Annotated in this window: 11 protein-coding genes and 3 pseudogenes; 1 reads left to right on the top strand and 13 read right to left on the bottom strand. The window is 58.9% G+C overall.

From position 1 onward, the window contains the following. The 3 genes and pseudogenes from L462_RS25350 to L462_RS24030 all read right to left on the bottom strand — a co-directional run. Nucleotides 1-448, bottom strand: a pseudogene (locus L462_RS25350) (RHS repeat protein); the annotation flags it as partial. Between the two features lie 106 nt (nt 449-554). Beyond that, on the bottom strand, nt 555-4,973 hold the full coding sequence (locus tag L462_RS02295) for a SpvB/TcaC N-terminal domain-containing protein (RefSeq protein WP_032679487.1): 4,419 nt from the start codon (nt 4,971-4,973) through the stop codon (nt 555-557). 62 nt (nt 4,974-5,035) lie between these two features. Continuing rightward, the gene (locus L462_RS24030; protein WP_050595770.1) at nt 5,036-11,635 is read right to left on the bottom strand and encodes a Tc toxin subunit A-related protein; all 6,600 of its coding nucleotides are present in this window, start codon (nt 11,633-11,635) and stop codon (nt 5,036-5,038) included. A 485-nt stretch (nt 11,636-12,120) separates the two neighbouring features. Between L462_RS24030 and L462_RS25345 the strand changes: the two are divergent. Continuing rightward, nucleotides 12,121-12,411, top strand: a pseudogene (locus L462_RS25345) (AAA family ATPase); the annotation flags it as partial. 2 nt (nt 12,412-12,413) lie between these two features. Here the strand turns inward: L462_RS25345 and L462_RS02305 are convergent. The 10 genes and pseudogenes from L462_RS02305 to flgL form a co-directional block, all read right to left on the bottom strand. Then, a pseudogene (locus L462_RS02305) lies at nt 12,414-12,773 on the bottom strand (LysR family transcriptional regulator); the annotation flags it as partial. Nucleotides 12,774-12,883: 110 nt separating this feature from the next. After that, nucleotides 12,884-13,396, bottom strand: a complete 513-nt coding sequence (locus L462_RS02310; protein WP_032679484.1) for a chemotaxis protein CheW — start codon at nt 13,394-13,396, stop codon at nt 12,884-12,886. Then, the gene (cheA, locus tag L462_RS02315; protein WP_032679483.1) at nt 13,393-15,330 is read right to left on the bottom strand and encodes a chemotaxis protein CheA; all 1,938 of its coding nucleotides are present in this window, start codon (nt 15,328-15,330) and stop codon (nt 13,393-13,395) included. Before cheA ends, L462_RS02310 begins: the two co-directional genes overlap by 4 nt. Then, nucleotides 15,317-16,222, bottom strand: coding sequence for a flagellar motor protein MotB (motB, locus tag L462_RS02320; RefSeq protein WP_032679482.1), 906 nt, complete (start codon nt 16,220-16,222; stop codon nt 15,317-15,319). Before motB ends, cheA begins: the two co-directional genes overlap by 14 nt. Next, nucleotides 16,219-17,115: a flagellar motor stator protein MotA gene (gene motA / locus L462_RS02325; protein ID WP_032679481.1), complete on the bottom strand. Its 897-nt coding sequence runs from the start codon at nt 17,113-17,115 to the stop codon at nt 16,219-16,221. Before motA ends, motB begins: the two co-directional genes overlap by 4 nt. A gap of 83 nt (nt 17,116-17,198) precedes the next feature. After that, complete coding sequence (gene flhC / locus L462_RS02330; RefSeq protein WP_032679480.1) at nt 17,199-17,774, bottom strand: flagellar transcriptional regulator FlhC; 576 nt, start codon at nt 17,772-17,774, stop codon at nt 17,199-17,201. Between the two features lie 2 nt (nt 17,775-17,776). Further along, nucleotides 17,777-18,127, bottom strand: coding sequence for a flagellar transcriptional regulator FlhD (gene flhD, locus L462_RS02335; RefSeq protein WP_032679479.1), 351 nt, complete (start codon nt 18,125-18,127; stop codon nt 17,777-17,779). A gap of 370 nt (nt 18,128-18,497) precedes the next feature. Then, nucleotides 18,498-19,223 carry an RNA polymerase sigma factor FliA gene (gene fliA / locus L462_RS02340; protein WP_032679478.1) on the bottom strand — a complete coding sequence of 242 codons (726 nt, stop codon included), beginning with the start codon at nt 19,221-19,223 and terminating at the stop codon, nt 18,498-18,500. Nucleotides 19,224-19,381: 158 nt separating this feature from the next. Beyond that, on the bottom strand, nt 19,382-21,007 hold the full coding sequence (locus tag L462_RS02345; RefSeq protein ID WP_032679477.1) for a methyl-accepting chemotaxis protein: 1,626 nt from the start codon (nt 21,005-21,007) through the stop codon (nt 19,382-19,384). A 76-nt stretch (nt 21,008-21,083) separates the two neighbouring features. After that, nucleotides 21,084-21,977 carry a flagellar hook-associated protein FlgL gene (flgL, locus tag L462_RS02350; RefSeq protein WP_032679476.1) on the bottom strand — a complete coding sequence of 298 codons (894 nt, stop codon included), beginning with the start codon at nt 21,975-21,977 and terminating at the stop codon, nt 21,084-21,086. Between the last annotated feature and the right edge of the window lie 8 nt (nt 21,978-21,985).

The raw sequence follows: 21,985 nt of genomic DNA, 5'->3' as shown, positions 1-21,985 counted from the left end.
GGGCGGGTTCACCGGCCGCCTGCTCCGTGATGCTCACCGGGCGCCCGGGCAGCGACGCGTCCTCGTACTGCCAGGTGCGGGTCACGGCCCGGCTTATGTCCTCCGTACCATCACGGGTAATGCGGATGTTGCTGACCGCGATAAGGGGCCGGCCGGTGGCGTCGTTCAGCGTCACGGTGGTGCCGTTATCCACGCCCTGCGTGCGCAGGACGGCGCCGGAGAGGGCGTGACGGTACGTGAAGTTCGCCAGTCCGGCCGCGTACAGGCGCGGGTCGGCGCTGCGGGTGAGGAAGCCGCGGGGGTCATGGTGATGGCGGGTGACGCGCAGGTCACAGACGTCCGGGGTATCCGGATGGCGGAGGAAGGCGACGGTGCGCACGGCGAGGCCGCGGCTGTCGGTCACCGTCAGGGTCGGGGTGTGCTGAAAACAGTCAGGACTGAAGCTCATGATAAATATTCCGGGGGTGATAAAAATGAAAAAAGACGCCCGATGAACGGGCGGGAGTAAAAAGGAGGCTGGCGTGGGTGGGCCAGCCTCCGGGCGGGGAGACGTATCAGCTCAGGTACGCCAGGTCGTTCTCATCCTCGCTGACCACAAACCACGGAGTGTACTGCGTCCGGCGGCGCCAGCCGGCGGCGGTCAGCACTCCGGTTTCCCGGCCCAGCGCATCGTAAAAGTGCGTGTCGGCCCAGGCGTTTTCACGCGCGCTGTCGTCGCGCAGCCAGCGCCAGCTGTTGATAAAGAACGGCTGGTAGCGGCGGACCGCCAGCCCCTTGTTGTCATACTCCGTGCGGCCGGTAATTGCCCAGCGCGTCCCGGTGTGCGCCTTGCGGGGCCGGCCATCCTCATCAATGGCCAGGGAGCCGTCATCAAGACGCTGGCAGGCCTCACCCGCCGGCACGCGCTGCGCCGTCTGGAGCTCCCGGCCGGCGCCGTCAAAAAAGACCACCTGCTGTCGCTGCTGCTGTTCCGCATCCGGATAATAGCGGTCGGTGACCACCGTCAGCACGTGTGGGGGCGCCCGCCCGCTGTCCGTGTCCAGTGCGGACATCAGCACGCTGAGCCCGGGACGCTTCAGGGCGCGGGCGTACGCCAGCGCGCACAGGTAGCCGTCCTCCGTCATCAGCCCGGCCTCATTCAGCGCCTGGCGCAGGGACGGGTCGACGTCATCCGGTACCCGGCGGGCCCAGGCATCGTCGGCATAGACCATAAACTGCGAGACCGGCAGCGGACCCGACAGCGCCAGGGCCTCCTCAGGCGAGGCGGGCACCCGGAACGGGACCGCTTCCGGCGTCGGGCAGCCCGCCAGCACGCCGTCCTCCGTCCCCCGGATGCGGCTGCTGGTCACCCGCCCCAGCGCATCGAGCGTCACCATGCTGTCGTTGGCGTTGATGTCCGTCAGGCACACCGGGACCATAAAGCGGTAGTCGACGACGGCGCGGGTCCGGTGTCCGGCCGCATCCTCCGTGGCCGTCACGACGCAGTGGTGGCGGTCCCAGGTCAGCGTCGTGGCGCCCGTCAGCGTTGAGGCCCGCTGCGCCAGCGGACGGAAGAACTGCGCCGCGCTGCCGTAATCCGTCAGCGCGCGGGTCGCCACCCACACTTTTGCCTCACCGGGACGGGCAAACGCCGGCAGGGCCTGCGTGTAGCCCGCCTCCTTCAGAAGCGTAACCTGCTCTGAAGCACTCAGGACCCCGTCCAGCGCCTTCAGGCTGTCGGCATCCAACCCGGAGCTCTCCTCACAGGCCACCAGGGCCTGCACCGTCGGCGCGCTCAGCGGGGCATCCGCCCGGCCGGCGGTGTAGTGCACCGTGGTGTGTCCGGCGTACTGTCGGGGCGCATGCGTCCCCAGCGGCCCCGTATCCTGCAGCAACACTTCCGCAGACAGGTACGGCGTGCTGCCTGCACCTGACGTCGTCACCAGGTTGATGCGCTGCTGATGCGGAAGCCCCGTGCGCCAGCCGTGCGCCGTATCCGGATGATGATAGCTGTATTCGGTTTCCGTCAGGCGCAGCACGTCCTGCTGCTCGTCATAGCTTGCCTCCCAGGCGCCCTCCGGTAAATCCAGACGGTAAGGCGATGTGGCCGGACGGGCACGTCGCGGGTAGCTGACGGAGACCGTGCGTAGCGGGTAGCCGAACGCGTCCGTGGCCAGCGTGACCTCCTGGCTGACAACCGGGTCGTCCGCCACGCGCTCATAGCCATAGCGCCACTGCTCAAGCGGCTGTGGGGCCACCACCGGATACGGCGCACCGGGGGCGGCAGGCTGCACCACGCGGACCTGATAACGGGCCTCCGTGACCTGGTACGGCACTGTTTCCTGCGCACTGTTGTCGGCGGCGTACACCTCCGTGCGCAGCGGACTTCCCCTGAGCGCACGGTGCAGCCAGTACTGCAGCTCCGCCGCCGGGGCGTCCAGTTCTGCCTCCTTGTCCCCCTCCACGCAGGTCAGGCGCGTGGCGCCCGGCTTCGCCGCCTGGTGGTCACCCGTCCAGTAGGCCTGGCGATAACGGTGTTCATCCCCGGCGAGGCCCGTATGGAACCACTGTCGGGTCAGCACCGGGGCGCTGCGCTCTTCGGCATTGCCCTGCGCGCGCGCGTCCGTATCCCGGGTTTCCACCAGGGCAAAGCCCCGGAACTCACGCTCGCGGCCATCCCAGACACCGTGCCGGTAGGTGGCGGTCTGGACCAGACGGTTCCCGGTGATTTCATCGAGTGACTCCGTGACGGCCAGCAGATGCACCGGGAACGGCAGGTGGTTCGCCGGCAGGTCGCCGTCGCCGGCCGCCGCTTTCTCATCCAGCCAGAACTGGGCGGAGCTGCGGTAGTGCAGGCGACTCTCCGCCCCGCAGTTATTGTTCACCCGGCTGAGCAGGTAGGGCTTAATACCGGCAAGGTCATAGCGCCAGTGCTGCTCGCTCATGTGCGGGCGGCTCAGGACCAGGCTCGAGACGCCGAGCCCCTGCAGGTCGCCGACCGTCAGCTGGCAGGTATGGTCAAAGCGGACGCCGTCCGGCAGCGGCAGCACCAGAGGTTTATCAAAGCGGTTGCCGCTCTGGTTGAAATAGACCCAGAGATGGTCGGCATGGGCGTAAATCAGGTCCGTGGTCCCGGTGCCGTCCAGGTCCGCGAGGAACAGCCGGCCCGGATCAAACTCGCCTTCCGGCTGGCTGAAGCCCGGCACCGTAAAGGGCGCGCCGAAGCGCCCGTGCCCCAGGTTCGGCCAGCAGGTAACGCCGTCATGGCGCACGCGGACCAGGTGCATCTGCCCAGAGCCGGGTAAATCACTGAACGCCACCAGTTCACGCGCATCCACGCCGGAGAGCGGCAGCGTAATGCCGCCGGTCTGCCCAACGTCACGGCCCGCCGCAAAGCCCTCGCGGGAGCCCGGATACAGGCGCACGCTTTTCGGGCCAATCAGGGCAACGTCCGACACGCCGTTGCCGTTCAGGTCGGCAAACTGCATGCCGGGCTGCCAGAACTCCGTCGGCAGCGCGGCCAGCGGCGTAAAATCGCCCCAGCCCTTATCCGGGTGACGGCGGTAGAAGCCCGCCAGCCCCGGGCGGGCAACCAGCCAGTCCAGACGGCCGTCTCCGGTCAGGTCCATCAGGCGTCCGCCCTCCGTCAGGGACGGGACGGGTAACAGGCGGGGGCTGCCATAGGTGATCCCGTCCGTCGTGCCCGGGGTGCGCTCCGGGGCACGGTACTGCCAGCCGTGCTCGTCCTGATACAGGATCCCCGGCATACCTTCGTTATACAGGTCCACCCACTGGTAGCGCAGACCGTCGTTGAACCCCTGAAGGCCGGTCAGGGGGCGCCAGGCCGGCGCGTGCTGTGGCTCAAAGGCCTGGTAGCCGAGCGACAGCGGCGCACGGGCGCATGGGGTGCCGTCCGGCTCATGCGCGAGCGCCCGGCAGCCGGTCAGTTGGGTGACCGACGGCGAGGCGTGATAGGTCAGCAGCAGGCGGGAGACCAGCACCGGCGGCGCGGCTGGACGCCCGTCCAGCGCCGCCACGTCATGATACATCAGCACCTGACGGCACAGGCGGCGGGTGCGGACCTCAAAGCCGTAGTCGTAGCGTGAGAACGGGTCGGCGCGCAGCCCCCATTCCCCGCCGGCAGCCAGTGCCGGGACCGTGTTCAGACCGGCCGGACGCTCCCCGTAATCCAGCACCAGGGTAAACAGCCACTCGTCGGGCGCGGGCGGGGTGGCATCCCAGGCAAAGAGTGTTTCCCGGGGCGTCCGGTTACCGTAGCGGACCTGCTGCAGGTAGCGCTGCGCGACACGCGGATGGGCCTCGCGCTCGGCGGTCCCGGTGCCGGCGTCGTTCTCTTCGGCATAGTGGTAGCTGATGTGCTCCCCGTCCGGCGAGGCGGACTCCTGCAGGTACCATTCGGCAATCTGCTCCGGATTGTCCGGGCCGGAGAGGCGTGCGTCGGCGCGCTGCCCCAGACAGTGAACCTGGCCGTCCGGCGTGTGGCACAGCCAGAACGGGAAGGCACCGGCGGCCAGGGGCTGCCAGTACTCCATGCGCGGGGCGCCGGCACCGGTGCGGGAGCGGAAGCGCGTCACGCGCCAGCGCTGTGCGAGCGTCACGCCCTGCGCCGTCGTGGTTTCCCTCACCAGAGGCTGGCCGTGACTATCGAGCTCCCTGACGAGTACCTCGTTGTCGGGGCCGATAAACGCGTCCTGGTCGTCGTAGGCGGGCACGCCCTGGCTGGTCCGGCGGCGCACGCTCATCACGCCCGCCTGCCAGCCCAGGCCAAACGGGCCGTTACCGCCGGCGCTGCTGTAGCTTAAGCTGAGCGCGGGCGCCATGCCGCGCCCGGCGGAGACCGGCAGCGGCAGGCTCATCTGCGCCACGCCGTCCGGCCCGGGGGTGCCCAGGGACTCGCCCATGCCCTGCAGGCTGCCGCCGCCCTTGGGCAGCGACAGCTGGGTGACGGCAACCGGTTCCTGAATATCCTGCATAATATACTCCTGTCAGGCCCCCGGAGGGGCCTGTGATTTAATGGTTAACGATACCCGGAAACTCAGTCGCGAATGGTGTAGCGAACGTGAAGGATGATGTCGCTCAGGCTGGCCAGCAGGGCCTTCTGGGCGTCGCTGGCGGTCGGGAAGCGCAGGGTCAGCGTACCGGTATCCGAGATATCAATCCCCTCGAACGGCAGGTACTTCCCGTCGTTGAAGTCCAGCTGGAACTGACCGCTGTCGTTCATGCCGCGGGAGACGGCGATGGCGGAGCAGCCGCGGGCCAGCGGGGAGGTACCCGTGTAGCCCAGCACCGCCTGCACGTCCTGATACGGCCCCAGCAGCGCCGGCAGCGTGACGCTGATTTGTTTGATGCGGCGCACCTTGCCGAGCGCCATGCCCTCCGGATAGTCCGACGCCAGGCCCAGCCCGTTCAGCTCCACGCTGACGGAGAGGATATCCTTATCGAGGCTGACGGTGTCCTGACCGTTGCCGGCCTTGCCCTTACCGCCGGCAAGCAGCGTTTCAATGGCATCTTTCAGCGAAAACTCCCCGGTAGACAGCTTCCCGTAGCGCTCGCCGAGCGACAGGGTGCGCTCGACTTCCAGCGCGCGGGCGTCCCACTTCTGGTAGGCGCTCTCCATCGCGGCCAGGTTCAGCATCAGCGCTTCGCCGCACAGCAGGCCGGCGTAGGTGCCCTGCCAGGCGCCCGGCCTGATATAGCTGCGCGTATCGCCGGTCTCCCACTGGAAGGATTTCTCGGCACGCAGGCAGCGCGACACGGTCAGGTCGTAGAACTGGAAATACAGCGCCGAGAGGCGGCCGCGCAGCCAGTTATACAGGGCCTGATTGCTGAACTTACGCTGCATCAGGGCCAGCTGGGCCTCGTTGTGCGCCTGCTGGGTTTCCAGATAGGTCAGCTGCAGCCCGGCCGCTTCGGTACGCACCGCCAGGGACGCCTGCTGGGCGGTGAGCTGCTCCACCTCTTTTTCCGCGTTATCGCGCAGCATTTCCCACTCTTCGCGGCGGCGGCGGTACATTTCACCCTGCGCGGCGCCGTCGGCGGCGGTCATCATCCCCGCGGCGATGCTTTCCAGCGTCATGCCGATAGAAAACGGAATGCTGCCCCACTGGGAGCCACCGTCAGCCAGCCCGAAGATGTTCGGCACCATGTTGGCGGCGGCGCCGGCGGCCATCAGCGGACGGGAGGCGGCCTGCATAGCACCGGCGGTGACGCGGGCCCCCAGCGCAAACCCTTCGCCCGCGCTGATGTTCTCGTCATACAGGCGGCCGTAGTAGTCCTGGCGCTTTTGCGCCCCCGCCAGGGAGGCGGCCAGGGCCTTCGCCTCGTTGCCCAGCTCCTCCAGGGTTTTCTTCTGCATGGCCACGCTCTGGACCATCAGCGCCTTGCCCTGGGTCTGCATCAGCACCGCCATCGCCTCCGCGTCCTGGCGCTCAATCACGCCGCTCAGGGCGTTGCCGAACTGCATCAGCTGGCCGGTCATGTTGCGGGCGCTTTCCAGGGCCAGCGGGAAGCGGTGCAGCCCCAGTTCACGGCCGGACGGCAGCGGCGTGCCGCCCCTGCCGGCGGCGGCAGCGGCGCTGAGCAGCGCGGCCGGGTCTGCCGGGGTGGCAAACATCGGCAGCGTCAGCGGCTGGCCGTCCAGGGTCAGGTTATGGCGCAGGTTGTACAGGCGCTGCATCAGGTCCTGGCGGATGGCCTGCCAGCGGGCGTTCTGCTGCGGGTTAAACAGCCCGGTCAGGGCGTTAGCCGTATAGGGCTGCGCGGACAGGATACGTACCGGCGACGCCTGTCGGTCCTCCATCGCCTGCAGGCGGTTCACCACACTGCCGGCGGCGTCCTTCAGGGTCGGCGCGACCCAGGCGGCCGGGCGGGTGACGGACTCGTCGCCCATCAGAGCCAGGGCCTGGACGTACCACATTTTGGCCTCGGCCAGGGTGTCGCGCTCCAGCTGGCGGTAGGCGTGGTCGCCGCGGGCGGTGAGCAGCTCCAGCAGGCGCATCAGAGTGGCGACCTTGTAGTGCATCGGGTCGCTCTGGGCCACCGCGTCCGGGTCGGTGCTGTCCAGCGGGGTGTCGTTCCAGCGGGTGTCATCCAGCAGCGGGCGGGCGTTCCAGTGGCGGCCGTCGTCGTCGCCGTAGCCTTCCGGGCTGAAGACGTAGCGCAGCCATCGGCTGGCGTCGTCGAAGCTCTGCTCCTGGAGCAGACGCTGGGCAATCAGCATCGGGGCGTAGTAGAACAGCTCCCAGAAGTAGAGGGCGTTGGCGCCGGCGAAGTCCATCGGCTCAGACTGTGTTTCCCCGGCAAAGGTCTCCACGCGATCCACGCGGACCAGGCCCGGGAAGGTGCCGCCATTGTGACTTTTATCCAGCGACCAGACGTCGGCAACCCCGCCGGCTTTGTGGATAAGGATGTCATTGACTTTGCCTTTCTGGTATTCAGGCTCAATGTAGAAGTTATTTTTATTGCCGCTGGCGTCGTCATAGTACTTCATGAACACCGTGACCTGCGTGGTGGCGTCGGGGCTGAGCTCCCCGTGGAACAGGAGGTCCGGGCCAATCTTATTACCGATGCCGGTGTGGCGCAGCGTGACGGTCCTGTCGGAACCGTGGACGGCGGAGCTGTACTTATCCAGGGTCAGGGTCACCTGCGCGCCTTTAGGGCGGATAGTCGGTTCCGGAAGTAACTGGGTCTTCAGACTCAGGAGCGAATCCAGCCCGCGATTGCCGCGTTTAATCAGCTCCGGTCCGAACAGGGTGTTCAGGCGCACCACGTTTACATCATTATATCCCCAGCTCATATACTGCGCATTGTCTCGTGTACAGTGCAGCCTTAAAATATTTTCAGGAGTTTCAACGTAAAGAAGTAAATAGAGTGCGCCAAAAACTTGATCACGCACACTTAACTCTAAATGATTTTCCTCATTGTCCTCCAGCATCGAGAGTGGAATCGTCAATTTCGTGGTGATAAGCTTCTCCTGAAGGTTGATCTCCTCTTCGGCAATTTTATGAGTTGTCCTCGTCGCAGCATTCCCATTAAGACGCCAATCAATATTTTTCATGTCCGGAGATAAATCTGATGTACATATTTGAAAGGTGATGGAAAATACAATGCTGCCATTTGTTAGCACAGGATTTCCCGCAGTCAAAAATGAGAAATAATCTTCTTCACCTACACTTAAATGACCAAGAGCTATCTTATTCACTAACAATTTAGGGACAATAATCATCCCCTGACGGTCATTCAGTACTGTTTCTGGAAAACGGTTGCTATTTTTCTCTGGATGTAATTCCCCGTCCGGCGACAGTCGCCAGGCATTCTCAATGCTAGTAAAATTATTGGAAGATGATTTCTTCGTTAAGGCAATGCCAAACGACTGGTCAATGTAGGCTTCAGAACACAGTAGTGAGATATCAGATTCACTGAAGTGATTATCATCCAGGCTAAATGATTTTTCTGCGCTCCAGGCGCCATTCTGACCGAGGTAAGATTCCTTTAGACTGTATACCCATACCGGTTTGTTATCGTTCTGCCCGTTCTGGCGTTGTTCCACCCAAATCAGATGCAGGCGACCATCGCGTGTCACTGGTCTGATGAGGGATTTAAAGGCTGCAGCAGCGACTGTTATCTCCTGCCATTCTGTCCAGGCCGTCGCCGGGAATTTGTCCTCCTTAAACTGGCTCATGTCCACCTTGCGCCAGTAATAAGTCGGCGTGGCATCACGTGTCGCCCCAATCAGCCAGATATTATTAGTCTGTTGACTCTCATATTCATGATAGCCACTGATAATTTTAAGATTAGCGACCTTCTCGAATTCAGAGAGGTAATGTTTAAATGCGCCCTCCACCTGGTCCTGCGTCAGTTGGCCCTGGTTGAGGGACTGCTGGAGAGTACGCATCATGGTGCTTTCCCCGGCACGCTGGGTCGGGTCTACGTAGTTTTCCGGGTAATACGCGAGCTGGGACACGCCCGCCCAGGTGCTGTAGCGTCGGTTGTAGGTAGCCCACTGACGGAAGAACGGACGGCTCAGTGCTGCAGTTTTGACCCCGGTCTCGAGATGGCCGAGCTGCATACAGCGGTTAACATACAGCTGAAGGCTGGCCATGGCTTCCGCAATGCGGGTAGTCGTGACATCAGCGCTGACCTGACTGTCAATGAGCAGGTAGCCATAGAGGTCGTCGCGGGTGCGAAGCTTCAGTTCAGCCGGCGCCACCTTACCTATATACAAGTGGCTTAGGGCGGCTGAAAGACGCTCCTCCAGCTCTGCGGAAATTGTCTGGCGTTCACGTGCCGTGAGACCGGTCAGCAGCGTGTCGAACAGGATCTGCCACTGCCTAAAGGTGGAGACCGGCTTGTCGGTGTCTACGTAGCGCATTGCAAAAAGGTCGCTCACCGCGGTGGCGCTGACGCTCAGGGTCTGCGAGGCCTGGTACCACTGCAGGAGGCGTTCAACCGTGATGAAATCACTGATTACTGTCACACCGGCCTGTTCCGCGGCGACGGCCAGCGCCTCTCCTTCCAGGGACATCATCTCCGCCAGATTCTTCACCGCCAACGTCCCTTTCTGCAGGGCGGTCAGGGCCGCGGAAGCCTGTACTCCCAGAGTACTGACCCAGTAGTGAAAGCGGCTCAGTAACATCAGAGAGTCAAATTTATGTGTTACATGGCTTAAGTCAGCGTTAGCATGCAGCGCCTTAGGATTCTCGACCACCAGTGCCAGCTCTCGTTCGCTTAGATCCAGACCTTTTACGATAGCGGCCATCTGTCCCAGCTTCTGACAGTAGTTCAAAGCTTTTTCCGGTACCACAAACGTATCGCCGTGGATAGCCAGGGAGGCAACATTCTCCCAGAAGATGAGGACATGGCTGCCGTTTTGCTCCGCCCAGCGCATGACCAGATGGGTCATTTCCGGCGAGGTCAGGCCCAGTACCGTGGAAAAATGCGGTGCCAGGGCAGGGATCAGGTTTTTGGAGGTGAGGACGACTGGATTGCCGTTCGCGTTGACGGGCAGTACCACATCGGCGTGCAGGGCGGTCACCAGCGCGGTGATTTCCGGGGTCTGCACCGGGGAGTGTGTCTCTGCCAGCAGGGCCTGAAGGCTGGCCACGGAGAGTTTCTGTGCGTGCAGCCAACGGGTGGCGGTCCAGACCTTATCAATGACGGATGAAAAGTCATTTTCTGTCAGTGGTTTACTTACGCCAAGTAGGTGCAAAATGGTGTCCAGTTCAGTGACGGTCAGGCCATGGATATCGGCCAGCAGCTTTACACGATAGAGATCAGTAAAAGCAGAAAGGGCATTTTTACCACTGCGTTGTACAATATCCACTAATGTCATTAATTCATGCCGCGTAACACCAAAAGCTCGCATGGTAACTCTTTGGAATAACTTATTGTGTTCGATAGTAAAGATACTAATATCTTGATCTGGGGTAAGTTTATTAAATTCATTCCCTTCCAGAGGGGGGGTATTGAACATGCAATCAAACTGGGAAGGTGCCCCAAGATGAGATTCGGTTCCAATTGTCCCTCCCATAAGCACGATAAAATCAGAGTTCGGAAGCATATAGCGTTGTAACATCTCGCGCTGATGCTGGAGCAGTGAAAGCGTTGCAGGGTCAATCGCGTTCAGCGCATCCTTTAGTGCATACTGAACTGCCGATAGCGGTAGCCCTGTCGCCTGGAGCACCATGATGGTTCGGTGTAAACAAAGAGCGTCTTCGTAAGAGAATTCTGCCGAAGAGCCAAGCAACTCTTCAAACACGGCCTCAGGTAAACCGTAACGGGTAGCCAAAACATTCGCATGCATTAACTCCTGCAGAGTAAGGTTGCTGAAGATGCGGTGGTATTCCATTTCCGCTGTGCCGGAGGTGATAGTGACGCTCAGCTGAGCATACAGCGCCGGGGAAATGCCCAGCTCAAGGCACAGCGCAGCAACGTCATCATGGCCCGCCGGACGGTTTTCCGGCGCCAGCAGGGTAAGGGGGGACGCCTCATGGGCGCGCAGCGCCTCGCTGATGCCGGTGAAGGCGTGATGATACGGACCTCCCGGATTGCTATTGTCCTGTTCCAGGGCCGCATGCAGTTTTTCGTAAGTGTCATACTGGCCCTGCTGCTTCAGCGTGGCCTGCAGGATTTCATTCGACAGGCTCAGGGTGGACAGCGGCGTGTCGAGATTGTCCTGGCTCAGCGTCAGGGTGGCCAGGTCCGGACGGCGCGTGTCCAGATGGTACGCTTTCCCCTTCTCGTGCAGCTGCTCCGCGTTGCGGTACATCTCGGTCAGATAGGCTGCCGGGGAGAACATGGATGACACGTCCCCTTCTTTCACAAACTGGTCATTGCGGTCCGGGACAAAGTCATTGCCGTAGGTGACCGCCTGAGCCGGCGCGGAAATGCCCAGATGCGGGGCCTGCAGCAGCTGCGGGTTCGCTCGGGTGACCGCCTGACGCTCGCGCGTGGTGCTGAGCGCCAGGCGGCGGACCGCTTCGGCGTGCAGCGCGTGACAGTCTGCATGACCGACGTCATCGCCGGCCGCCGCCAGGACCTGCTCCAGGGAAAAATCCCCGAGTTCCGACAGCGTGGTGATGTTCAGCTTTTCCGCGAGGGCCGCGAAGAGGGGCATATTCTGGATATGTTCTGACATAGTTACCTCAGTAAGGGAAAGTGAGCGCTCCGCGCGGTCCGAAAAGCGGTAAACAGAGACGGCGCGGAGAAACGGTCCCGGAGACCGGGGCGAAGTGACGTCATGTCACCCGGCGCGTCGGATCTGCAGGAAGCCCGGTAACGGTAAGCCATATGTCCTGACCGGTCCTGTGAGTTAGCGGGAGTTATACGGGCGCCTCATGACTCACATTTTTGCGGCGGAGCGAAAGCGCGGGGAGAAAGAAGATTAACGCGGGAATACCGCCCCGCGGGCGGCGTCCCCGGGCGAAAAAACGGTTAAGGAGGAAGGCATGCCCCCGGGCTCCTGAACGTTGTTAGTGTTCACGGGCAGGCCTCGCCTGACGTCGAGTGAGGGCGAAGGGAGCCGGGATATGAATCACCTGAACTCGCATAATTCATACCGGAAGCCGGCCCAGGCGGGTTGACATGCCGGCGGGACGGGCAATGATAACCGGGCCTCACAGGTATCGTACCGATATTTTTACGCTCGACGGGATCACCGGCAGCCAGCGCGAATATATCCAGTGGTTGCTGAAGACCAGTACTGGCAAGGGTAAGCCTGAAGATATTCTGACGACCGAAGCCGTTGACCTGCTGGCGATAAAACTTCGTACACTACTGCAGGTCCAGTTGCACCTGACGCTGGCGATGGAAGCAGGATACTAAACGGGGGAGAAACCGATTACCGCCACACTGGTTAAATCCGTGCTGTCACGTCAGCTGGATGACCTGGAACCGACACTCACGCGGCATGGTTAGCGGCGGTGAAACTGGCGGATCACCTCCGGCATAAAATGGCAGGCCGCCGACGGCACGGTGGCGACGGTGATAAGCCTGGTGCGCTCCTCGCTCACCTTGTCGATATCCGCCAGCATCGACTCCACGTTTTCCAGAAGTTGCCCGCAGCGGTCGGCAAAGGTCTGCCCGACGAGCGCCAGCATCACGCTCCGGGTGTTACTATCGAACAGTTTCGCGCCGACGGCGGTCTCCAGCTTTTCATTGCGGCGGCTTAATGCGGACTGAGAAAGGCAGATAGATTCCGCCACGATGCGGAAGTTACCGTACTCCACCAGCGCTCTGAAGGCATAAAGATCGTTGAGGTCGAAATTGACAGGCATAGATTCTGGCAATCCTTAGCACTTTCTGGAAACTCGAACATTCATAATAGCGACTTATGAATCAGCAACAACCTCCACTGCTGATGCGTATACAGAAAGCGGGATGCGCCTTAGCGGGAGTCGATGTATGACTCGGTCACCGAATTCACCAGCGACATCTCTTCGCGACTCAGCAGCATCTCAATATTCACTAGAATAATCATTCGGCTGTCGAGCACGCCCAGCCCAAGCAGGTAGCGGCCAGAGAGCACCGAGGCCACGTCCGGGGTCGGCTTGATGTTATCCACGTCAATCGACAGCACGTCCGCCACGCCGTCAACCACGATGCCCACCACGCGGTCATTCAGATTGAGCACAATGACCACCGTTTTGTCGTCCTGCGACGGATCGGGCAGGTCAAAGCGCACGCGCAGATCGACAATCGGCACAATCACGCCGCGCAGGTTGGTCACGCCGGTAATAAAATTCGGAGCGTTCGGGATCCGCGTCAGGCGATCGCAGCCGCGGATCTCCTGCACTTTGAGAATATCAATGCCGTACTCTTCGTCGCCCAGGCGGAATACCAGGTACTCCTGCGCGATGGCGTCGGTTGCGGCGGGTTTACTGGCGGTTGCTACAGTCATGCGTTTATCCCCTCCCTCAGGGGTTGTGGCGCGTTGAGCGTCGAAAGCTCAACCACATCAAGGATCAGCGCCACGCTGCCATCGCCGAGGATGGTGGCAGCGGAGACGCCAGGTACTTTGCGGTAGTTATGTTCAAGGTTCTTAACCACCACCTGCTGCTGGCCGATAAGCTGATCGACCCACAGTGCATAGCGGCAGCCCGCGCTTTGCACGATAACCACAATGCCGTCGTCGGCTGGGCCCTCACCCGCCACCGAGAGACGCTGGCGCAGCAGCACCAGCGGCAGATATTCGCCGCGCACCTGCAGCAGGCGCTCTTCACCGACAAAGCGGCACAGCATGTCGTCGGTCGGCCGCAGCGACTCCATCACCGCGCCCAGCGGCAGGACGTAAATCTCGTCCCCCACCTTCACCAGCATGCCGTCGAGGATCGCCAGCGTCAGCGGCAGAATAATGCGAATGGTGGTCCCGGCCCCCGGCGTCGAGAGCACGTCCACGTGCCCGCCCATCGCCATAATGTTGCGTCGCACTACGTCCATGCCGACGCCACGCCCGGAGACATCCGTCACGCTCTCGGCGGTAGAGAAACCGGCGGCGAAGATCAGCATCCACACGTCGTCATCATTCATGGTGTCGCTGATGGTCATCCCCTGCGAGCGGGCTTTGGCGAGAATTTTCTCCCGGTTCAGCCCCGCCCCGTCGTCGCTAACCTCAATCACGATATTGCCACCGTGATGTTCGGCCGAAAGCGTCAGGTTCCCGGTCACCGGTTTACCTTTTGCGGCGCGCACCTCTTTCTCTTCAATACCGTGGTCAAGGCTGTTACGCACCAGGTGGGTCAGCGGGTCGATAATGCGCTCGATAAGGCTCTTATCCAGCTCGGCGGAACCACCTTTCAGGGTCAGCTCGACCTTTTTATTCAGGCGGGAGCCCAGGTCGTGCACCAGACGCGGGAAGCGGCTAAAGACGTAATCCATCGGCATCATACGGATGGACATCACCGACTCCTGCAGCTCGCGGGTGTTGCGCTCCATCTGCGCCACACAGCCGGAAAGCAGATCGCAACTGGCCGGATCAAGGGTGCGGGACAGCTGGGAGAGCATCGCCTGGGTGATAATCAGCTCACCGACCTGGTTGATGATCTGGTCGACTTTACTCACCGCCACGCGAATGCTGCCCGACTCCTGACTGGCCGGACGAGGCGCAGGCGGCGTTTTTTTGACAACAGTCTCTGGCACCGCAACTGGCGTCGGTACCGGCGGTCTGACTTGTGCCGGGCGGACCTCAATCTGCTTGCTGTCGAGCACAAAGCAGAGCACGGCGGTAATATCGTCCGCCGTGGCAGTGGTCCGCAGCGTGACGGTCATGCTGTCTGACGTCACCTCAACGTCGTTAATCTCGCCGATATTGCTCAGCTCGTCGTGCAGCGTCGCCTGCTCGCGCGCCTCAACGTTACGCAGGGTCACCACCAGCGTGGTTTCCGCTTCCTGCTCCGTACTGGCTGGCGCGGGCACGGGGGCCGGTGTCGCCGCTGGCGTCGAAGGCGGCTGGCCTTCAAGAGCAATCTCCTTCAGAGCTTCACAGATATAGCGATAACGTGCTTCATCAGGCTCCTGCGAAGACTGATAGGCTTCCAGCTGCGCTTGCATAATGTCCTTACATTCCAGAAAAAGGTTGATGATTGAGCGACTGAGCGTTCTCTCCCCTGCCCGAGCCTGGTCAAGGAGATTCTCCAGCAGGTGGGTCGTCTCCTGTAATGCGGTAAATCCAAAGGTGGCCGCGCCCCCTTTCAGCGAGTGTGCGGCACGAAATATGGCGTTCAGCTGCTCCTGATCCGGCGCCGCCACGTCAAGCTGCAGCAGCTGCTGTTCCATTTCGGCCAGCAGCTCTTCCGCCTCGGTAAAGAAGATGTGCGAAAAATCATTCATGTCCATCGGTATAACCCTGCACGTTTTGCAGATTGATATCGTTCAGCACGCTCTCTGCGCGCTGGGCCTGCGTATCTTCCAGACGGATCTCCTGCGCTTTCGAGCGACTGACGACCAGAATGCTGATGCGGCGGTTCACCGCGCTTTCCGGCGGCGTGTTCTCCAGCGGCATCCGGCTGGCGGTGCCGATCACGCGTAAGAAGCGCTCATCGTTAAGGCCGCCCCGGACTAATACCCGGCGGGCGGCATTCGCGCGCCCGGCAGAGAGTTCCCAGTTGCTATAGCCGCCGTAGCCACCGGCATACGGCAGCGAGTCGGTGTGTCCCGTCAGGCTCAGCGCGTTGGGCAACTCCTGCAGCAGCGGCACCAGCGCCTGCAGAATGCCGTTCATGTAGGATTCCGGCAGTTCGCTGCCGACGCGGAACATCGGGCGGTCCTGCGAGTCGGTGATCTGGATCAGCAGACCGTCGTTGGTGAGGTTGAGCAGGATGTTGGATTTAAAGTTATTGAGCCGCGGATCGGTTTCGATCATCTTCTGCAGCTTCTCTTTCGCCTGCTTCAGGCTTTCAAAACGCTTGTGTTTATCGATACTGGCAATTTGTCCTTTAAACACCTCACCCTGCCGCTTGAGAATGTCATCCCCTCCCCCTGGAATGACGCTGTCGCTCAGGCTGGTTTTATCGCCGTTGGCCATGGCTGGTTTCAGCGGCATACGGAAGTAATCGGCAATCAACTCCCTTTCCATGTCCGTGGACTGCGACAGCAGCCACATCACCAGAAAGAATGCCATCATGGCCGTCATAAAATCGGCATAGGCAATCTTCCATGTCCCACCGTGATGGGCATGTTTTTTCTTCTTACGCTTACGTGAAATGATGACAGGCGTGATGTTCTTCATGCGGCGCTGTCCGAGGTTTTGGTTTTCAGCGAGGCGTTAGATTTCACTTCACGCACGTGCTCTTCCAGCTCTTCAAACGATGGGCGTTCGCTGGTAAAAATCGTTTTACGACCGAACTCCACGGCAATCTGCGGCGCATAGCCGTTGAGGCTTGAGAGCAGCGTGACTTTAATACACTGGAGGACTTTGACCTGGTCAGAACTCTTCTGGCGCAGCAATGTCGCCAGCGGTAAGACAAAACCATAGGCAATCAGGATCCCGAGGAAAGTGCCCACCAGCGCGTGGCCAATCAGCATCCCCAGCTCTGCCGCCGGGCGATCCGCGGAGCCCAGCGCGTTTACTACACCCATCACCGCCGCCACGATACCGAATGCTGGAAATGCGTCGCCCACGGTGTTCAGGCTATGAGCAGGTACTTCCAGCTCCTCTTCGCAGGTTTCGATCTCTTCGTCCATCAGGGCTTCGATCTCATGGGAATTCATGCTGCCGCCAATCATCAGGCGGAAGTAGTCGAGGATAAAGTTGGCGAGCATCGGGTCGCTCATCAGACGGGGATAGGCGCTAAAAATATCACTGTTCTGCGGGTCTTCTATATCCTTTTCCAGCGACATCAGCCCGCGAACGCGGCTCTGGGAGAGCAGCAGGAACATCAGCGCCATCAGGTCCATATACACCGCTTTGTTGTAGCGCTTACCGACAAAGATTTTTACCAACGCCTTCCCCGTCGACTTCAGGGATTTAATATTGTTTCCGACAATAAACGCCCCGACCCCGGCACCGCCAATAATCAGCAATTCCAGCGGCTGAAACAGCGCCATCAGGTTACCGCCGGACAGAAGAAAACCACCGAAAACGGTCAATATGACAACAAGATAGCCAACAATAACTAACACACTCTCTCCTTCTACTTTTTGACCGATACCGATCCTCCCGGCATCAGGTAAACGCCATCTTGCGCACAGCCGTCCGTCTGGGGTTACGCCGTCATGATTTCCGGCGCCGCAAACGTGCCCAGAAGTCCGGTATTGCTCACCTGGGATTTTTTAAGCGCGCGCGAGGGCGGACTGCATAAGCTGCAGGTAAATGGGTTTTTAAGAAATTCGGTGGTGACGATAAACCCACCGCCACACACGCTGCAGGCTTTACGCGAAATAATGCCGCAGTCGATAAAACGTAATAATGTCCAGGCACGGGTCAGACCCAGCACCGGCTTCTCATCGGCACAGGAACTGCACTGTTCCAGATAAAGACGATAGGTCTTCATCAGCATTTCAATCGAACGCCCCTGCTCGGTCTTTTTCAAATACAGGTAAATGTTGTAGAACATCGAGGAATGAATATTCTGCTCCCACGACATAAACCAGTCTTCAGAAAAAGGCAGCATGCCTTTCGGCGGTGGACAACCGCGTAATTCTTTATATAACCGAAGCAGACGACGACGGCTCAGCGACGTTTCCGATTCCAGCACCTGCATTCTCGCCCCGAGGGAGATTAATCCCATGGCAATATTCACCTCTTCGATTTCCTGCAGCAGACTTTTTTCATCACACATTATTATGCCCCCTCTGCTGCGACGGCTTCTTCTTCGCTTAAGGCGTTAAGAAGATTGGTCGACAAGATAATACCCGTGTGAATCTGCTGAAGGGCTTCAATACGCGAATCCTTCGTCAAATTTTCAATGACCACCTCATTGTCAACACGCAAGCGACAAATAAGCTGGTTGGTTGTTGCCAGTTTCATTAACTGTGGCAACGAAAGCTCTTTCAGGTTATCGATGGTTCCTTCAGATAACCCGAGGCGAAAACCGGCCGCAAATTTATCCTGGCGAATCAGCTGCTGCGCCAGCAGAAGATAGGACAGATTAATATCATGAATATTTTGCAGGTACTCGTCGAAATTAGACACAGGCGAAAACTCCCAATGTTATTCAGCCAATAGCTGGCATGTCAGTTTAGATAAATTACGTTTCCGAACTGATGCAGAGAGTCTTTTGGTATTGATATTCACTGAGGTAAGTCATCTTCCTCAGTAAATGCGACACGGTCATATCAATGCCAAAGGAGGCTGCATCACAAAACTGGCAAAATCATAAACACTAAGCATTTTCCGAACAAGCGACAGAAATCCCCCTAAATCTTCGAAATGATGTTAAAGCCCTGATTTAAAAAGCCAATAAAGCGTTATTAAACGTTATTAAACGTTATTAAACCTTGATTTCAACCATTAACCCTGCCTTATTCACAGAATTAACATTATAAATGTTAACACTCTGTAATTATCTGTGCGCTGACTCCATACGGCTTCTTAACCTTTTAACGGCCAGGCTGTGTAACTGGCTCACGCGCGTTTCGGTGATCCCCAACACCAGCCCAATCTCTTTCATATTCAAATCCTGCAAGTAATAAAGATGCAACATTACCTGCTCTCTTTCGGGTATAAACTGAACATGCTCAGCGATCTGTTCCAGCAAATTTTGCCTGATGGTATCATTCAGCGGATTAAGCTGCTCATTCTCATCATCACTCGTTTCCCAGCTATCGGCGTAATTTTCCTGCAGCTCATCAACCGAATACATCTGGCTGGAATTATTATCCGCCAGCATCTGATGAAATTCCTGCAGGGACACCCCCATGCGCTCTGCAATTTCAGCCTCGGTGGCTTCGCCCCCTTTTTTCTGTTCGATTTGCTGAATAATGGCGACAATTGCCCGCGTATGGGTTCGTACCCGACGCGGTACCCAGTCACTTTCTCTCAACTCATCTAATAATGCCCATTTCACCCGCTGGGTGATCCACGCCGAGAGCGTCACCCCTTTTTTCGGGTCGAAACTCTCTACCGCACTTAAAAAACCTATCGAACCCGCCTGAATTAAATCATCCAGCTCGACGCTGGCAGGAAGCCGCTTATGTAACAGCAATGCTTCCTGCCGCACCAGATAGTGATATTTTGACCAGACTACCGATTTATCTTCCAGCCCTTCGGCCGTGTACATACCGTTCACGATTGCATTCCACCTGCTATTCTCTTTGAGAATTATCCGGTGAAATGGCGCATTCAAATAGTGCGATAAGCCTTTATAAAAATGCACATACTGTTACTTCGCTTTTATTAATACGCCATTTAGCAAATTAGCATTATTAATGACGGCAATTACCGTGATTAAAAGGTTTCCCACTGGGCCAGATCGGATTCTTTTTGACGCTGGGGCTTATTCGCTTCAACCGTCACCTTCGCAACCGCGCTCTCATGGTTTAGCCTGAACTGCGCCACCAGTTTTTCCAGCGCATCAGACTGCGCTTCCAGATCGCCCGCGGCCATTGCCGCTTCTTCCACCATCGCCGCGTTCTGCTGGGTCACCAGATCCATTTCATTGACGGCCTGCGAAATCTGGTTGATACCCGCGCTCTGCTCGTCCGACGCCGAGGTGATTTCACCCATAATCTGCGTCACCTGCGACACAGAGGTCACGATCTCCTGCATCACCGTACTAGCCTGCCCAACCTGACGCGAACCAATATCAATATTACTCACGCTGGTATTAATCAGCTGGTTGATCTCTTTGGCCGCATCGGCGCTGCGCTTCGCCAGGTTACGCACTTCTTCAGCCACCACAGCAAAACCACGCCCCTGCTCACCGGCACGTGCCGCCTCTACTGCCGCGTTGAGAGCAAGGATGTTGGTCTGGTTGGCAATGCTGTCGATGACGCCGTTGATATCCGCAATCTGACGCGAGCTGGTGGTAATTTGCGCCATGATCTGCTCCAAGCTCTGCATCACCTCTCCGCCGTTATGGGCATTATTGCTCGCACTTTCCGCCAGCTCGCGCGCGGCATGGGCGTTGTCGGCGTTCTGGCGCACGGTGGTTTTGATCTGCTCCATGCTCGCCGCCGTCTCCTGCAGCGCCGCGGCCTGCTCTTCCGTACGGGAGGAGAGATCGTTATTGCCGTGAGCAATTTCCTGGGCATTGGTGTGAATGCGCTGCACGCTGTCGCGGATCCCCAGAATGGTGCTGGTCAGGGAGGTGCGCATGGTTTCAAGTTCGGCCAGCATACTGCCGATTTCATTCTGGCTGCCGCTGTTAATTTTCTGGCTGAGATCGCCCGCCGCCACGCGACGCAGCATCTCAACGGTCGTTTCCATACGGCGCACCAGGGTGTTGCGCAGCCAGTAACGCACCGCGAACAGCAGCCCGACGGCCAGAATTAACACCGCAACGCCGAGGCCCAGCATAATCTGGTAGCCGCGCTCAGAGTCCTGAATATAGCTCTCGCTCAAGCGGGCGCTGGCAACCGTATACTGTTCAACCTTCAAACGCAGCGCGGTACGCAGCTCCATGTCGTGTTCCAGCGAGCCCGAATATCCTGCCGGGTTTTGCAGATAACCCAGTTTGATTTCAGCCACTTTATACACCTCATTGAACGCTGCGTTCACCTCGGCCGCCAGACGACTCTCTTCCGGGGTGTTAAACGGTGAAGCCATAAACGCATCCATATTACGACGCGCAAGTTTCACCACATTCACCGTGTGTTTAGTGACATTCTCAGAGACCGGGTTACCCAGCGCCGCCTGCAGCATCAGGCCGTTGGTATTGGCCATCACCGCGCTGATGTTGTAGGCCGAATCGCGCATCTGATCGTTATTTTCAGAGGCGACAATAATACGTTTAAAATTATTGTTATTGGCGACGGCGTCATAAACGGAATAAGCGGTTACGCCGAACAGTATGACCGCAAAGAGGCAAATAATAAGGCTGATTGCGCTATAAATTTTGAGTTTCGTTAACATAGTTTTTCACCTCCCGCGCGCGGTTTAACCGTGCGCGGTGGCGCCTGAAGAAAAGTAAATTAAGTGGAAATTCGCGTTACATATTAAACAGATTCATGTTCTGCATATTTTTATATACATACATCGAGGCATTGAACGCCAACTCGGACATCTGCGATTCCGATACCAGCGTGACAAGCTTGCCGGTATCCGAGCCGATGGCATCCTGCACTTTGACAATGGTGTCATTAATCAGGACGTTTCCAGTTAAATCCAGGGCGTCAAGCTGCAGCAGGTTGGTGCCCAGCTCGGCCTGGGCTTTACCCAGGCGGTCGATACCGTCATCAATGCCTTTGCTGGTCGCTTCAAGCACAGCGCGCATATCGTCGTAATTAATCGGGTCCCGGGATAATTCCGTAACGGCTTTATCGAGAAGAACAAAAACATCATCGAAGATCTCATTCCCGAGGTGGCCGGTCTGCATCTCCGTCCCGTCAGCAACGGTTTGCTTACGCGCTTCACTTCCGCCCTGATACACGCCATCCTCATCAAATGCAGGAGTATGAGTATTAAAACCGCTAAAAATATAGCGACCGGACGCGTCGCGACTGTTAGCTAAACCCAGCATATTCGCGCGTATCCCCTCAATCTCTTTTCCGAGCGCCTGTCGATCCTCGTCAGAGTAGGCATCAGATCCCGCGGCGACGATTTTTTCCTTCAGGGTGGTAGTCATCAGGTTACCCGCGCCGTTCAGAATATGGTCCTGAAACTCCAGCGCACTGCGCACGCGCGCACGCACGCTGCTGTACATCTCCAGCTTTGCCAGTGCGTCCTGATGTTTCACCGCGTCGGTCGCGGCTGTCGGGTCATCCGAGGCTTTAAGCAATGTTTTCCCCGCCGACATCCGCAGATAAGCCTCGTTGCTCTGGCTCATGCGTTTTGTCATCGACTCTGAACTTTGCTGGTACATATAAAGCGTACTGATTCGCATCATTTTTT

Source organism: Enterobacter sp. BIDMC 26 (assembly GCF_000534435.1).
Classification (GTDB): domain Bacteria; phylum Pseudomonadota; class Gammaproteobacteria; order Enterobacterales; family Enterobacteriaceae; genus Enterobacter; species Enterobacter ludwigii.
This window is presented reverse-complemented; position numbering and strand designations above follow the sequence as displayed.

Bases quoted from the DNA above. Each gene is read 5' to 3' on its own strand.
- L462_RS02295 (WP_032679487.1), bottom strand. From the start codon at position 4,973: ATGCAGGATATTCAGGAACCGGTTGCCGTCACCCAGCTGTCGCTGCCC.
- L462_RS24030 (WP_050595770.1), bottom strand. From the start codon at position 11,635: ATGTCAGAACATATCCAGAATATGCCCCTCTTCGCGGCCCTCGCGGAA.
- L462_RS02310 (WP_032679484.1), bottom strand. From the start codon at position 13,396: ATGACTGTAGCAACCGCCAGTAAACCCGCCGCAACCGACGCCATCGCG.
- cheA (WP_032679483.1), bottom strand. From the start codon at position 15,330: ATGGACATGAATGATTTTTCGCACATCTTCTTTACCGAGGCGGAAGAG.
- motB (WP_032679482.1), bottom strand. From the start codon at position 16,222: ATGAAGAACATCACGCCTGTCATCATTTCACGTAAGCGTAAGAAGAAA.
- flhC (WP_032679480.1), bottom strand. From the start codon at position 17,774: ATGTGTGATGAAAAAAGTCTGCTGCAGGAAATCGAAGAGGTGAATATT.
- L462_RS02345 (WP_032679477.1), bottom strand. From the start codon at position 21,007: ATGTTAACGAAACTCAAAATTTATAGCGCAATCAGCCTTATTATTTGC.
- flgL (WP_032679476.1), bottom strand. From the start codon at position 21,977: ATGCGAATCAGTACGCTTTATATGTACCAGCAAAGTTCAGAGTCGATG.